The sequence below is a fragment of the Pseudomonas sp. 5C2 genome (genome assembly GCF_034314155.1).
In the GTDB taxonomy this organism is placed as follows: domain Bacteria; phylum Pseudomonadota; class Gammaproteobacteria; order Pseudomonadales; family Pseudomonadaceae; genus Aquipseudomonas.
Window position 1 is genome coordinate 2,975,704 of the sequence record NZ_JAVIWH010000002.1, and the last position, 13,303, is coordinate 2,989,006.

14 protein-coding genes and 1 pseudogene are annotated in these 13,303 nt (G+C 55.6%); 3 read left to right on the forward strand and 12 right to left on the reverse strand.

The features are described 5' to 3' along the window. Nucleotides 1-294: 294 nt before the first annotated feature. From RGU44_RS14465 to rpoE, 3 genes are read right to left on the reverse strand one after another with little or no spacing between them, the layout of a single operon-like run. Nucleotides 295-1,263: a MucB/RseB C-terminal domain-containing protein gene (locus RGU44_RS14465; protein WP_322217640.1), complete on the reverse strand. Its 969-nt coding sequence runs from the start codon at nt 1,261-1,263 to the stop codon at nt 295-297. Nucleotides 1,264-1,271: 8 nt separating this feature from the next. After that, the gene (locus RGU44_RS14470; RefSeq protein ID WP_322181529.1) at nt 1,272-1,865 is read right to left on the reverse strand and encodes an anti sigma-E factor RseA C-terminal domain-containing protein; all 594 of its coding nucleotides are present in this window, start codon (nt 1,863-1,865) and stop codon (nt 1,272-1,274) included. Nucleotides 1,866-1,896: 31 nt separating this feature from the next. Then, on the reverse strand, nt 1,897-2,478 hold the full coding sequence (gene rpoE, locus RGU44_RS14475; RefSeq protein ID WP_219062107.1) for an RNA polymerase sigma factor RpoE: 582 nt from the start codon (nt 2,476-2,478) through the stop codon (nt 1,897-1,899). Nucleotides 2,479-2,986: 508 nt separating this feature from the next. On the opposite strand from rpoE, the gene nadB reads away from it, so the two are divergent. Together nadB and RGU44_RS14485 are read left to right on the forward strand one after the other, a co-directional pair. Beyond that, on the forward strand, nt 2,987-4,594 hold the full coding sequence (gene nadB / locus RGU44_RS14480; RefSeq protein WP_322217643.1) for an L-aspartate oxidase: 1,608 nt from the start codon (nt 2,987-2,989) through the stop codon (nt 4,592-4,594). Nucleotides 4,595-4,987: 393 nt separating this feature from the next. After that, the gene (locus tag RGU44_RS14485; protein ID WP_322217646.1) at nt 4,988-5,656 is read left to right on the forward strand and encodes a hypothetical protein; all 669 of its coding nucleotides are present in this window, start codon (nt 4,988-4,990) and stop codon (nt 5,654-5,656) included. A 55-nt stretch (nt 5,657-5,711) separates the two neighbouring features. Here RGU44_RS14485 and RGU44_RS14490 read toward each other — a convergent pair. The 7 genes from RGU44_RS14490 to RGU44_RS14520 all read right to left on the reverse strand — a co-directional run bounded on the left by RGU44_RS14490 (nt 5,712) and on the right by RGU44_RS14520 (nt 12,355). Further along, nucleotides 5,712-7,264, reverse strand: a protein-coding gene (locus RGU44_RS14490; RefSeq protein ID WP_250690811.1) for an IS3-like element ISPpu4 family transposase whose coding sequence is annotated in 2 segments (ribosomal slippage) — nt 5,712-6,802 and nt 6,802-7,264 — 1,554 coding nt in all. Because the reading frame shifts where the segments join, the coding sequence is not laid out codon by codon here. Between the two features lie 95 nt (nt 7,265-7,359). Continuing rightward, nucleotides 7,360-8,376 (reverse strand): hypothetical protein, encoded by a 1,017-nt coding sequence (locus RGU44_RS14495; RefSeq protein WP_322217648.1) that lies wholly within the window; start codon nt 8,374-8,376, stop codon nt 7,360-7,362. Between the two features lie 54 nt (nt 8,377-8,430). Further along, the gene (locus tag RGU44_RS14500) at nt 8,431-8,829 is read right to left on the reverse strand and encodes a hypothetical protein (RefSeq protein ID WP_322217650.1); all 399 of its coding nucleotides are present in this window, start codon (nt 8,827-8,829) and stop codon (nt 8,431-8,433) included. A 202-nt stretch (nt 8,830-9,031) separates the two neighbouring features. Continuing rightward, nucleotides 9,032-9,322: a hypothetical protein gene (locus RGU44_RS14505; RefSeq protein ID WP_322217651.1), complete on the reverse strand. Its 291-nt coding sequence runs from the start codon at nt 9,320-9,322 to the stop codon at nt 9,032-9,034. A gap of 162 nt (nt 9,323-9,484) precedes the next feature. Continuing rightward, nucleotides 9,485-10,162 carry an HNH endonuclease signature motif containing protein gene (locus RGU44_RS14510; RefSeq protein ID WP_322217655.1) on the reverse strand — a complete coding sequence of 226 codons (678 nt, stop codon included), beginning with the start codon at nt 10,160-10,162 and terminating at the stop codon, nt 9,485-9,487. A gap of 183 nt (nt 10,163-10,345) precedes the next feature. Continuing rightward, on the reverse strand, nt 10,346-10,867 hold the full coding sequence (locus RGU44_RS14515) for a hypothetical protein (protein ID WP_322217656.1): 522 nt from the start codon (nt 10,865-10,867) through the stop codon (nt 10,346-10,348). Between the two features lie 39 nt (nt 10,868-10,906). After that, nucleotides 10,907-12,355, reverse strand: a complete 1,449-nt coding sequence (locus tag RGU44_RS14520; RefSeq protein WP_322217658.1) for a site-specific integrase — start codon at nt 12,353-12,355, stop codon at nt 10,907-10,909. Between the two features lie 43 nt (nt 12,356-12,398). Between RGU44_RS14520 and RGU44_RS14525 the strand changes: the two are divergent. Then, nucleotides 12,399-12,590: pseudogene (locus tag RGU44_RS14525) on the forward strand (L-aspartate oxidase); the annotation flags it as partial. Here the strand turns inward: RGU44_RS14525 and RGU44_RS14530 are convergent. Next, entirely contained in the window at nt 12,559-13,026 is a 468-nt protein-coding gene (locus tag RGU44_RS14530) for a protein YgfX (RefSeq protein WP_322181533.1), read from the reverse strand. The pseudogene RGU44_RS14525 and the gene RGU44_RS14530 overlap by 32 nt on opposite strands. Next, nucleotides 13,010-13,264: a succinate dehydrogenase assembly factor 2 gene (locus RGU44_RS14535; protein ID WP_322181535.1), complete on the reverse strand. Its 255-nt coding sequence runs from the start codon at nt 13,262-13,264 to the stop codon at nt 13,010-13,012. The genes RGU44_RS14530 and RGU44_RS14535 overlap by 17 nt, the downstream gene beginning before the upstream one ends. Nucleotides 13,265-13,303: the final 39 nt, after the last annotated feature.

The window sequence follows — 13,303 nt, forward strand, 5'->3', positions numbered from 1 at the left end:
TCACAACGAGCATGGTTAAACAGTACGGGCCAAGGGGCCCGCGGAGCATGTGCGCATCACAAGCAATCGCTGCGCGCCTCTGTGGGGCATTTTTTTACCCCAGAAACGACGAAGGCCAGAGCTGCCAAGCCATGACCTATAAAAAAATCGAAGTTTTTTGCAACCTGGAAGTATCACCAAACATGTCAGCATCTCGGCCGCAAGACAAGCACAGGCTTGCCTTGCAGAGAAAACAGCCTGAAATAAACGTCTCTCATCCCGGGCACTGCCTCCAATCCTTGCTTACCCAGCCGCTCACTTGGTGGCTGGCTGGGCTTGATCATCAGCGCTACGCATCGAGAGCGCAATCCGCTCTGCGGTGCCTATCGGTATTTCTCCCACCACAGTGACCATGGCGTCTCCGACAGCTGTCGTCACCCGACGCGACACCGCCACTGTCGGACCGAACTGGGTCCGGATATCAGTAACAGCATCTCCGTTCAACGGCTCGATAAAAACAGAGAATCGTGCAAGCCCGTCGTCGTACATCAAACTAGTCACCAAAGTCTTGGTAACCGGATCCTTGCGCACCGCACTGCTGCTCAACTCGAAGCCGTCCGGCAACCAGTCAGAGCGCCACGTGGAACGAACATTCGGTGCTTCGTCCCTGGTTTTGACCATCTGTACCGGCTTGCAATCAGGACTGACTTCAAGCATTTGATCGGTTGGGATGTCCCGGGTATCAAGCTCGGTAAACTGGAAGCGTTCGAGCAGCTGACCTTTATCGTTCAACAGCAACGACTTCAACGGCAATGCTGTTTCGCTGTCCAGGTGCAATTCGACGCCGTAGCGGTGTTGATCTCGAGGCGTCATCGAAATGATGATTGCATCACGACCCGCAACCCGCGATTTCCCGACGATTTTCATGTCATACCAAGCAGATAGCTTTTTCGAGTCAAGACCCCGTGCCGACGAGTCGCGCACATTGACTACCCCGGCTACAAGCGTGCCGCTGACGCATTGGGTAAGCCCATCAACGCGCAGCACTTCCTGTGCAGAACCATCCAGCTGAAGCAGATGCTCACGAACCTTGCCATCAGTCACACGATGCCAAATACGGTGGGTAGAGAAACTACCGTTACGCTCGTAAACGAAAGTGCCTTGGAAACTTTGTGTCTGGTCAGCCTGCGCAAAACGCTTGAGCATGTTTTGCGCGTCATCGGCATGCGCCGGAAGAACCAGCCATCCAACGAGTAGAAGCGGTAATAGAGGGATGGCGCGCATGATCCTCCTTAACGGTTTTCCAGGCTGGCAGCACGAGCATACGGCAAGGCACTTTCGGTGCCCTTCAAAGCGGCTTGCTGAGCATGTTGACGCAGATAGCCTGGCAGACGCTGATCATGCCAGCCAGTCTGACCTTGCAAGACACCACTGGCCATCGGACCCGGGGCTTGCTCGGCGCTTTCGTTGTAACCGGCCAATACTGCAGGGCCTTTTACTTGTGGTACCGACAGATTCGCTGGCTGAGCGGCTTGCTGCGCCAATTCAACACCCGCGATTTCGTCCTGATTGTACAAACGTACACCGGCCAACACAGCAACTGTTACCGACGCGGCAACGGCCAGTCGGCCCAAGCTGCGCCAAGGGCTACGGCTTGTCTTGAGCGGAGTAACTTCATCGGCGATCGCAGCAGAAACAGCCGCCGATATATCCAGATGAGGCAGCAACAAGTCTTTGTGCATGGCTGCACGGGCAACTTGATAACGCGACCATGTGGCACGTGTATCCGCATCGCCGAAGGCATTCAATACCCGGCGCAATTCCAATTCATCCGCTTCGTTATCCATCACCGCGGACAGCGATTCCTGCAGGGCTTCACGACTCATGGCGGTTCCTCTCTTGGCTATCGCCGCTGTCTCAGGAGTCCTGCAACAAGGGTTGCAGGGCTTTGTCTATGGCTTCCCGAGCGCGGAAAATGCGAGAGCGCACGGTACCCACCGGACACTGCATGACGCTCGCAATGTCCTCGTAACTCAGACCATCGAATTCACGTAAAGTTAGGGCTGTCCGTAAATCTTCTGGAAGTAACTGGATAGTTCGATGGACAGTGCCCTCGATCTCATCCCTCAACAATGCGCGCTCTGGCGACTCGATATCCTTGAGGCCATGATCGCCATCGTAGAACTCCGCGTCTTCAGACCTTACATCGCTGTCCGGTGGTCGCCGACCGCGCGACACCAAATAGTTTTTTGCCGTATTAATAGCGATGCGGTACAGCCATGTATAAAAAGCGCTGTCGCCGCGAAAGTTACCCAGTGCACGATAAGCCTTGATAAAGGCCTCCTGTGCAACATCCTGCGCTTCATGGGTGTCGTGCACAAATCGCACGATCAAACCAAGAATCTTGTGCTGGTATTTCAGCACGAGCAGATCAAAAGCTCGCTTGTCGCCGCGTTGTACGCGCTCGACCAGCTGCTGATCTTCTTCCTGGGTCAACATGAACGCTCCTCATTGAAGCTGAAGGAGTGTTGCATCAACCCTTGAACAGGCTTGCAAACATAGACTCGGGCTTTGCGCAAAAGTTCTCCCCTCTCAGCAAGTTTCCTGCGGGCAGTCATCAGACCCGCACGAAAAACGCAGCCCGGACATGGCCGGCTACGTGAATAATCTTGTCGTCGAATACGCGCGTGGTGGAAGCTGCTTTTGACCCCCCGCAAATACCCAACATGTTCCTTTATAGGCAACCTGCTATTGAGCCCAGGCGTGCATGAAAAGTTCCCGGGGTCCGCGCTCAGGTGTAAGAAGCTCACTGCGGCTCTCGAGTAAATGCTGATTCAGCCTTGAAACAATCGCAACACGGACCCTTTTGCAGGGAAAACGGTGTGCATCATCGTTCCGACTGGAGCACAATCCGAGCCCGCCGTGGTTTCACAATGCCATAAAAGCGCGGCTATTGTGCCGATCCACCCCTCTATATACTAGTGGCCGCCAAGCTCGGAATTCAGACATGAGCCAACATTTCCAACACGACGTCCTGGTAATTGGCAGCGGTGCCGCAGGGCTGAGCCTTGCGCTAACCTTACCGAGCCATTTACGCGTTGCCGTTTTGAGCAAGGGCGACCTGGCCAGCGGCTCGACATTCTGGGCCCAGGGCGGCGTTGCCGCCGTGCTGGACGACACCGACACCGTGCAATCCCATGTCGAAGACACCCTGAATGCTGGCGGTGGCCTGTGCCATGAAGACGCTGTGCGCTTCACCGTCGAGCACAGCCGCGAGGCCATTCAGTGGCTGATCGACCAAGGCGTGCCGTTTACTCGCGATGACCAGTCAACCACGGAAGACGGCGGTTTCGAGTTTCACCTGACCCGGGAAGGTGGCCATAGCCATCGGCGTATCATCCATGCCGCCGATGCAACAGGCGCTGCGATTTTCAAAACCCTGCTCGCGCAAGCCCGGCTCAGGCCCAACATTGAACTACTGGAACAGCGCGTCGCGGTCGATCTGATCACCGAACGTCGCTTGGGTCTGGACGGTCAACGGTGCCTGGGCGCCTACGTGCTCAATCGCGCCACCGGCGAAGTCGACACCTACGGCGCGCGCTTTACCGCCTTGGCGTCCGGTGGCGCGGCGAAGGTTTACCTGTACACCAGCAACCCTGACGGAGCCTGCGGTGACGGCATAGCGATGGCCTGGCGCTCCGGTTGCCGGGTGGCGAATCTGGAATTCAACCAGTTTCACCCTACTTGCCTGTATCACCCACAAGCCAAAAGTTTTCTGGTAACCGAAGCCCTGCGCGGAGAAGGCGCCTGGCTAAAACTGCCGAACGGCGAGCGCTTCATGCAGCGCTTCGATCCTCGGGCCGAACTGGCGCCACGAGACATCGTGGCCCGAGCTATCGACCATGAAATGAAGCGTCTGGGCGTTGATTGCGTGTACCTGGACATCAGCCATAAACCGGCAGAATTCATCAAGACCCATTTCCCGACGGTCTACGAGCGCTGCCTTGAGTTTTCCATCGACATCACCAAGCAGCCGATCCCGGTGGTGCCGGCCGCGCATTACACATGTGGCGGCGTGATGGTCAACGAACAGAGCCGCACCGACGTGCCAGGCCTTTACGCCATCGGCGAAACCAGTTTCACCGGCCTGCACGGCGCCAACCGCATGGCCAGTAATTCGCTGCTGGAATGCTTCGTCTACGCCCGCTCTGCCGCCGCCGATATCGTTGAGCAACTGCCCAATGTACCCCAGCCTGAGGCGCTACCGACCTGGGATGCAAGCCAGGTCACCGACTCCGACGAAGACGTGATCATTGCCCACAACTGGGATGAGTTGCGGCGGTTCATGTGGGACTACGTGGGTATCGTGCGCACCAACAAGCGCTTGCAACGTGCCCAGCATCGGGTGCGCTTGCTGCTGGACGAGATCGACGAGTTCTACAGCAATTACCGAGTAAGCAGAGACCTGATTGAACTGAGGAACCTTGCTCAGGTAGCGGAACTGATGATCAGATCTGCCATGGAACGCAAGGAATCTCGGGGTCTGCACTACACGCTGGACTATCCAGAGATGCTGCCAGAGGCGAAGGATACGATCCTCACACCGACCTTTTGAGGCACGTTAGGAGCCCTCAGCGTAGCACGCTAAGACCCCGTTTTGTAACAGCTTTGGGCCATATTTGTCCCAGCTCTGGGGTCCTTGTCGCCCGCCCGTGAGGGTCTCTATGGCGCCTGTGCGGACCTGCGCGAGGGCCTACGGGGGAACCTCGGGGAGTAGAAGCAATGAGGTGGTCTCTCAGATTTTTGTGGCAAAACGGGAAGGGTCTCTAAGGTGGCCTATGTGTCCACGCCCAGACCACGACATGAACAGCCACGCAGACCCAGTAGGCAGCGTGTAGCGTGTCCATGAGGTTCCCCTTAACAAGTAGTGCGGCTTTCCTGTTCTCATTCGGTCTATATTAATTACGTCTCGGTGCGTATTGAGCGACTGAGTAAGGACAGGGTAGCCATGGAAAATTTCGAGATTTCGCAGCGAGAGTCTGGATTTCACATTGAGGGTTTCCCCGACGCGGTCAAGGTGATCAAAATCGATAGCCCGGATGCCATTCGACTATCGGACTTGGCGCTCCACAAGGCAGATCTGGAATTCGCTGACCAGTGCTTAGAAGCCATAAATACTGTACCGGAGGAGCCATACGTCCTCCGAGAGTCCCTTTGGAGGTCTTCGATTGTTCACTTTCTGAAATGCTTTGGTAAGTCAAACGCACGATCTCAACTGAGGCCCGGCGAGGTACTTCAAGGAGAGCCCCCACAGGCCATAGAAGCCTTCGGTTATTTCCTATCGCTGCGTGACAAGCACCTTGTTCACGATGATAACTCCTACTCCCAAAGCAATCCCGGAGCGGTCCTAAATGATGGTAGCAAAGACTACAAAGTCGAAAAAATCATATGTTTCTCAGCGTCTTCTGTGACGTTGGAGCAGGAGAACTATGGCAATCTCAAATTACTGATTGCACGGTCGCTTTCATGGGTCATCCAAGAATTTGACCAGCTCTGCGACAAGCTCACTGAAACGCTTGAAAAGGAGACTTATGCAATGCTGGTGGCGAGAGCGGATTTGACTTACGCCGTTCCGACTCTCGAAGAGCTCAACAAGAATCGGCACTCGCGTAAATAGAGGCCCATTGCAGGCCCCCGGCGTTTTGCAAGGTAGTTGTCGCGTCAGCTGTGTTTTATGCGGCTATTTTCAGTGTCGGTAACTCCCTTTCCGGATTGAGTGTGACCGCGCCGATGGGCTGCCAATTGCGTGTCGCACCTGACCAGCGATGTGGATGTTGATTACGAGCTTGCTGATACAGGGCATGACGCTTGGCCAAGATCTCTTGATCATCTCCTCGATGACGCTGCGCCGGGGTCACGAAGCGGATGCGGCTGTGGCGGTGTTGGTGGTTGTACCAGCGGATAAAATCGCGCACCCAGCTGCGTGCCGCGTCCAAATCTGCAAAACCACCAGGAGGCCATTGCGGGCAATATTTCAGGGTTCTAAACAGCGATTCTGAGTAGGGATTATCGTTACTCACCCGTGGTCGTCCGCGTGACGGGGTGATGCCGAGTTCGTACAGTTTGCTCAGCAACGTCACCGATTTCATCGGTGCACCGTTGTCCGAGTGCAGCACTAGGGGCCGTCCGGCGCAGCGTTCGGTGAGCACGGTGCGCTGCATCAGTTCGGCCGCCAGCTCGCCACTTTCTTGCTCGTAAACTTCCCAGCCCACGGCCTTTCGGCTGTAGATGTCCTCGATCAAATACAGATAGTAGTACTTCCCACGCACTGGCGATGGCAAGTAGGTGATGTCCCAAGACCAGACCTTATTGGCTGTGGTTGCGCTGTGAGTTGTCGGCGCAGCATGCTTGTGCGGTGCATGGCTGCGGCCACGTCGGTGCTGCTGATCAGCTTCCTTCAGGACGCGGTAAAAGGTTGCCTCTGAGGCCAGATAACGACCTTGATCGGCCAGTATCGGGACGATCTGGCTGGGCGGCAGGCTGACGAATGGCGGACTGTTGCAGACCTCTAAAATAGCGCAACGCTCCTGTTCACTCAGGGCATTAAGTGGTCGCGGACGTGACGTGGTGGTGCGCACGTCGGCCTGCATCACAGGCGTCAGCGCCCAGCGTTGCAGGCTGCGCAGCGACAGCCCGATCTCCGCGCTGGCAATAGTTTTGCGTGCACCAGAAGCAACGGCTTGGTTAAAACGTTCAACGAGTTGTTGCCGTTCTGGCAGCGAGGTCAGACGTCCTCGCTGTCGTTTCCCCAGAAGGCATTCATCTTTTTTCGCAGCACCAGAATCGCGGCGGTTTCTGCGAGCGCCTTGTCCTTGCGCCGCAGTTCACGCTCCAACTCGGCGATGCGTTTTTTGTCGGCGCGCGCCTGTTCTCGCTCGGCCTGGCGCTGTGCCTGGGCTGTTAGCTGGCCACTGATGCAGGCCTGTCGCCAAGCGCCGATTTGCTCGGGGTACAAACCCTTGCTGCGACAGTATTCGCTAAGCTCGATCTCGCTCAACGTGGCCGTGTGCAACACCGCTGCGAACTTGGCTTCAGCCGACCAGTTATCGGCACTGCTTTTATCTCCGGGCACCACTGCGCCTCCTGCTTTGAGCTTGGTTCGCCAAGCATACAGGGTGGCTTGAGAGATGCCTTCTTGACGCGACAACTCGGCCACGGACATGTTTTGAGGCGGCAGCAATTTGTTGATAAGGGCCGCTTTACGCTCAGGTGAATAGCTCGACATTACAGCTCTCTTTGGCGCCCCCGATCTATCGTTTTGATAAATCAGCTCAGGCGACAACTAGCCTGACACCGGGGGCCCCTGAGGAACGGTGATGATCAGACAGTCAGCTTGATGTTGGTGATCATTGGGAAAGCTACGGTCTCGGTCTGGAGACCATCAGCGGTCAGCTTCACCTTGACCTTGCCGTTGGCCACGATGTCCACGACGGTCATGATCTCGATGTCCAATGCCTGATGGGCACCGTTGCGGGTCGCTTCGATCTTCCAGACGTTGCCGTCACGGTTCTCACGGTAGCTCAGCGAGGTGAACATCTTAGGCAGCAGGAACAGACCATAGTCAGTGCCACTGTATGGCTGTACAGAGGCGCCTGTGAGGTCCTCAATGTCACCCACGCCAGCACGCTGAGCAGCACGCTCAAGAACGGCCACCAGAGACACAGGCAGCAGGACCACAAAGTCAGACAGCGAGGTGCCTACGGTTTGGTTGATGTGGGTTGTCATGAGGTCAATGAGGTCCTCAGCGATCTCTACAGGCTTGCCGGTTGGCTTGGCCTCAGAGACCACTTCGGTGCTTGGGGCGGTCGAGAGGATGCCAGCGATCTTGCCAGCAGCGTTAAGCTCGATGTCACGCAGGATCTTGTCAGCGGTCTGAGCCAAAGAGCCCTCGGTGAAGCCAGCCATGATGTTGTGATCAAGGATGGTGGCACGGTGACTGATGACCAGAGCGGTATCGGTTGGCTCCGTGAAGATCACAGACCCGGCCAGGACTTCACCTTTGTTGATGGTCTGGTTATCCCAGTTCTTGCGAGGGTCGAAGGTGACGGTACGGTCGGCCATCGCGATGATCTGTTGACCAGTGGCCTCAGAGCCAGCAGGACGGAACTCGCAAGGTGTCGCCTCCATGGCAGCCTCACGCCACTCATCGCCATTCAGATAGTCCTCAGCGGCCTCTACGAGAGCCTGCACATAGACAGACGGATCGGTGGCCGCTTCGGTCTCGCTACGGACATCGGCAGTGTTGAAGCGAATAGACCCGCCCAGATGCTCGCTACCATCGTTGATGATGGCGGTGGTATAGGTGGACGGCTTTACGAATTGATTGATTGGTTTCATGGGAATTGGTCTCCTGAATAGATTAGTAGGGAAGTGATCCGGCAGGGTCTGGGGTTACCAGCCGTTGTTGCGAGAGCGAGCCGCTAAGATCTTCTGAGCGTGCTCACGGATGGCAGCGGCTCGTGCTTCGCGTTGGGCCTTCGCCTCAGCTATCTCACGAGGGGTAGGCTCACGGAGTCGCTCAGCACGTTCGTTAGCCTCACGTTGCTCACGGGCTTTCCGCTCAGCCTCTTGGCGCTTGGTCATGAAGTAGACCTGAGCGTCCTCAGAGATGGCCTTGAGGGACAGACCGGCTTCGTCGAAGGCTTTGATCACTCCGAACTTAGCGCCGTTGTTCCGGCCACACTGGGCCATCAGCAAGGGCAGCATTACGTTCTCGACGTACTCACGGGCTTGAGGCTGGCCCGACACAGTTACTTCGTTCTTCAGGACTTTGGTGATGGTGATATTCATGATGTTGGATCTCCTATAGGCGACCCTTTGATCGACCTTGCGCCATAGACACGCGCACGACCAGACGGCCAAGGAGGGAGCCTCGTGGGCATCTTCAAGGTCGATCAAAAGGTTCTGGGTTTGGTTATTGGTGATGCTGGTCTATCAGGACATGGCAGCCTGAGAGGGCATCTGAAAGGACAACCGTGGCGACGGTCGGGTATTACATACGTCGGGTAGTGAGCACCACAGGCACGCCTTTGACGACGTGGTAAAGGTTGATCAGATCAAGACCGGTAGCAGCCATCAGGGCCTCAAGGGAGTCCATAAGGAATGCTCCCAGCTTGCCAGAGACAAATGCCTTGGCTTTCTCTGGGTCTCGGCTGGTGAAAACATCAAGGGTCTTTAGGTTGAACACAGCGGTTGCTGATCGACCAGTCATGGCTGACTCGATAGACAGTAACGAATTGGTCTGCTCATGACTGAGACCATCAAGTACAAAGTGGAATCTCATAGTTCCTCCTGTAGTGGGAAGCCAAGGCAATAGTCATTAATGGATAACTACTATTGACAATGGACTCAGAGGTGATCTTAAAGAGGGATCTTTAGGTATATCTCACAGGGGTCTCATAGATTGCTCTTAGCAATAGTGAGGGTGTCTATAGGTGTAGGGCTATTAACCCTGCTTTGCCTTCATGACCTTCCACTGAGGTGCCCCAATGATCACCCCGTGGGCATCCTTTCGGGCAGCATCGCCAAGGTGACTTTCCCTGATGGTAGCGAGCCAGTGTTGGGCAGCCCGTGCGTTCTCAAAGAAGGCCCGATGGGTAACTCCCCGGATGGTCGTCTTCCCAATGAATCGCTCGCCTTTGGTGTAATGCTTGTCTCTGGTCACGCCAACGGGAAGGTCAGTATCTTTCTTTGGCATCTTCCGGCCCTGAAGACCCACCACACGGTTGCCCATATTCTCGTGATAGGTCAGCGGTCGCAGATTGCTTGGATGATTGTTGTTTGGATTGCCGTCGATATGATCAATGACAAGGGACTCATCGAAAGGGCCATGAGCCATCCGATAAACAATGCGGGCCTTCTGTACGCGGATCTTATGCTTGGTCTCGCCGTCCATCCATGTGACTTCGACTTGCTGCCGTAACGATCCATTGGTGTAGGAGCCCACAGGGGCGCCCTCTACGGTTCCTCTACGGGTCTTGCCGGGGATGAGCTTGAAGTCTCGCGCTACGATTCCTTCGTGGTCCTCAGCGAGCTTGTAGCGGGCCTCAAGGATTTCTATCGGTGGTAGCACGCAAGCCATCACGTTGGTGCCCTGAAGGCGGATCTTGGTTGGTGTCGTCATTGGTGGTCTCCTGTGTTGGTTGATTGGTGACTGGGTGTAGTGGCAATAGTGAGGGTTTTAAATCCTACGGCTATGGTCACAACCATTTCGACCAACAAACACAGGGCCTTCAGGGCATCTTGAGGTTTTCTAAAAGCACGCGCCTACGCTCACGCAACAAACCCCGGCCCCAGTTCGATACCCTTAGAATCTTGCGAAGTCTCCACCCGGTAGGGTTCTCAGATAGTTGATAAGCTGATGAAGGGCAGTTACGACACAAGGCTCTCCATCAAGCCAGATCCAATCATAAAACTCTTGCACTTTGGAGTTGTTCTCGCCAGTAATTGTGTCCAGTAGTATTTGGGCCTCAACGAGTGAAATTGGCTTGTCCTTCAAGTCCCAAATATGCGCAGCATATCGACTACGAAATTTGTTGATATTCCGCTTGTCGATTTCCTTTGCATAGCTAAATAGCGGGCCGACATGGGCGCTGTCGAGCGAGTAGAGATGCTGATTGTATTTATCCCTAATCTCCCAGACCTTGTAGAGCGAAAGAATAAGGCTGTGATTGCATATCCTAAGTCTGGTCATTGTCTGAATCATTGTAAGCTTGCTCTGGCTATAGGCCGTTAAAAAATCTCGCCCCATACAAACGGCTGCGGTTAAGTCCGCCATTTGGTCTACAAGTAGCCACTTGATTTCATTGTTGGTCTTGGCCTTTTCCATGCGGTAAAACTCCTGATTCAAAGAGGTGGTCTGTCGCTTCTAATCGTTAACTGTATTGAGCAGAGCTTCCTTGAGCGCCTCAGCCATCCGCCCCATCTCAACCGCACTACCAGCTCCGTACAGGTCATAGCTGATCGACCCCGAAGCGTGCCCCAAGATTGATTCAGCGGTGCCCACAGGAACCTCAACGGCCTTCATCGCACCCGCCAGCGAGTGCCGTAGCGAATGGAAAGTCTGTTTCCGATCAGCATTCAAGCTCAAGACATCCCGAAGGGTTCCATTGAGAACAGCAGAGAACTGACCAGTGCCCAGCTTGAACAGTTGTGAATCAGCCCTATCGACAAACTCAAGGAACGCCTGAAGATCAAACCCATAGGCCCCATCGGTCAACGGAATGACCCTCAAAGCGTTCTTGGTCTTGGCTGTCTTACCATCATTCCTATTGATGTCGATCACCCAGACACCAGCGACCTGCTTAACGTCCGCCTTGGTTAACTGCCTGAGTTCCTCAATGCGGGTCCCAGTGATCACCCCAAGGGACAGCGCCCAGCGTTGCCATGCGTCTACTGGAAGGGTCTTAGCGTGGGCCATTAGGGCTTTGACCTGATCCTGAGAGAACGCCTCACGAGCGCTATCAGCCCCTTTGGTCGGCTTCAGGCCATCGGTGAGAGCCTTGGCGAGGTAGTCGTTATTCACGCCCCAATCCATGACCGTGGATAGTCGGGTCAGGATCTTCCTCACAGTGGACGGCTTACGGTCCTCAAGGAGCTTTGCCCTGAGGTTCCTCATGTCTTCCCGTGTGTGGGTCTTCAAGTCCAGTTCCCCAAGGATTGCACCGATGCCCTCACAGGTAGACCTCACATCCCTCATGGTGCTGGCCTGAACATTGTCCTTGAGTTCATCCATGTAGAGCCCTGAGAGAGTCTTGAAGGTGAGCGGCTCAGACGGTAATACAGATAGGGACGGAGATGGAGCCACAGACGTGCTACAAACCTCTGCCTTCAGGTCCCTAACGATGCCCACCAGCCTCCCCGGTCTCCCCTTCAGGCGCTCTTGAGCGGCCTCAATGATCTCCAGTGCCTTACCGACCGCCCGTTGCTGATTGACGCTCAGAGGCATCTTGGCGCTCGCCTCACGGAGAGCCTCATGGTGCTCATCGTTGATCATCTCGTAGGCCACCAATGAGCTATCACCATGGGCCATAGTCAGGCAGGACTCAGCGATGTCTATGAGACGCTCACGGAGTTCGTCCCAAGTGGCCTCAGGGTTGTCGAAGTGGTACGCCTTGAGGGTCGTGAGGATGTCCTTGGAGATGGTCATAGCGGTGGCCTTATCGGTGGTCCTGAGCGATAGCGTGAAGAAGCCCTTAGCGGTGCCTTGAGGGCGAAGGCGAAGGTAATAGCGACCAGACCGGCGATAGTGGTACGGCTTGGCGAGGGCAGTTTGTAACAGGTTTGTCCCAGTTTGGGAGGGCTGGTTGATGGTCATCGGCTGAAACCCCTGTATCCATTGGGTTTAGCCTCATAGGATCGAGTTCTACAGCAACTATAAAGTCAGCCGCGACCTGATCGAACTGCGCAACCTAGCGCAAGTGGCAGAGTTGATGATCCGCTCGGCCATGGAACGCAAGGAAAGCCGGGGATTGCACTACACGCTGGACTACCCAGACATGCTGCCTGAGGCCCTGGACACTATTCTGGTGCCGCCCACCTACGTCGGCTGAACTTCAACCGCACGCGCAAACGCCGGTGTACTTCCGGCGCCAACGCGTCGCGTGGAATGCACACACTGCGCACCCGCCGCCCAACGACGCCAGACGCTCCTGCCAGACGAAAACGCAGCACCACCGCCAAAGGCAGCGCCAGACTGTCTCGACGCAGTTGCACCGCCTTCCAGCCTGAACGAGCACTCCAAAGCTGCCAACCGTCGGCATCACGGCGTAAACCGGTGAACGCCGAGGGACTGCTCAGTAAAATGAAGCGCGGCAGTGCCCAGCCTCCATGCATCAGGCACAGCAAAACACCGAGCGCGCCTGCCCAGTCGGGGACATCAAGAAAATATAACGAAACCAGGGCCAACGCCTGAGCGATCAGATAGGCCGTCAGCAGGAGCCGTGAGGCCTGCCAACGGCATTCGAAACGATCACTTCGGCTGGACACGATCCAGAATCATGCGAACCATGCGCTGCAGCTCCGGATCTTCAGATTCGGCGCGCTGCATGAACCAGCCGAACATATCCTGATCTTCACACGTCAGCAATTTGCGATAAAGATCGCGATCTTCGGCATTAAGGGTGGAATAAACCTCCCTTACAAAAGGTACCAGCAACACGTCCAGCTCAAGCATGCCACGACGGCTGTGCCAATAAAGCCGGTTGAGTTCAACGTCATCGACCATGGAGCGCTCCTCAAATAGGCGGCAAGTATACAGGCGCAG

Bases quoted from the DNA above. Each gene is read 5' to 3' on its own strand.
- RGU44_RS14465 (WP_322217640.1), bottom strand. From the start codon at position 1,263: ATGCGCGCCATCCCTCTATTACCGCTTCTACTCGTTGGATGGCTGGTT.
- RGU44_RS14470 (WP_322181529.1), bottom strand. From the start codon at position 1,865: ATGAGTCGTGAAGCCCTGCAGGAATCGCTGTCCGCGGTGATGGATAAC.
- rpoE (WP_219062107.1), bottom strand. From the start codon at position 2,478: ATGTTGACCCAGGAAGAAGATCAGCAGCTGGTCGAGCGCGTACAACGC.
- nadB (WP_322217643.1), top strand. From the start codon at position 2,987: ATGAGCCAACATTTCCAACACGACGTCCTGGTAATTGGCAGCGGTGCC.
- RGU44_RS14485 (WP_322217646.1), top strand. From the start codon at position 4,988: ATGGAAAATTTCGAGATTTCGCAGCGAGAGTCTGGATTTCACATTGAG.
- RGU44_RS14495 (WP_322217648.1), bottom strand. From the start codon at position 8,376: ATGAAACCAATCAATCAATTCGTAAAGCCGTCCACCTATACCACCGCC.
- RGU44_RS14500 (WP_322217650.1), bottom strand. From the start codon at position 8,829: ATGAATATCACCATCACCAAAGTCCTGAAGAACGAAGTAACTGTGTCG.
- RGU44_RS14505 (WP_322217651.1), bottom strand. From the start codon at position 9,322: ATGAGATTCCACTTTGTACTTGATGGTCTCAGTCATGAGCAGACCAAT.
- RGU44_RS14510 (WP_322217655.1), bottom strand. From the start codon at position 10,162: ATGACGACACCAACCAAGATCCGCCTTCAGGGCACCAACGTGATGGCT.
- RGU44_RS14515 (WP_322217656.1), bottom strand. From the start codon at position 10,867: ATGGAAAAGGCCAAGACCAACAATGAAATCAAGTGGCTACTTGTAGAC.
- RGU44_RS14520 (WP_322217658.1), bottom strand. From the start codon at position 12,355: ATGACCATCAACCAGCCCTCCCAAACTGGGACAAACCTGTTACAAACT.
- RGU44_RS14535 (WP_322181535.1), bottom strand. From the start codon at position 13,264: ATGGTCGATGACGTTGAACTCAACCGGCTTTATTGGCACAGCCGTCGT.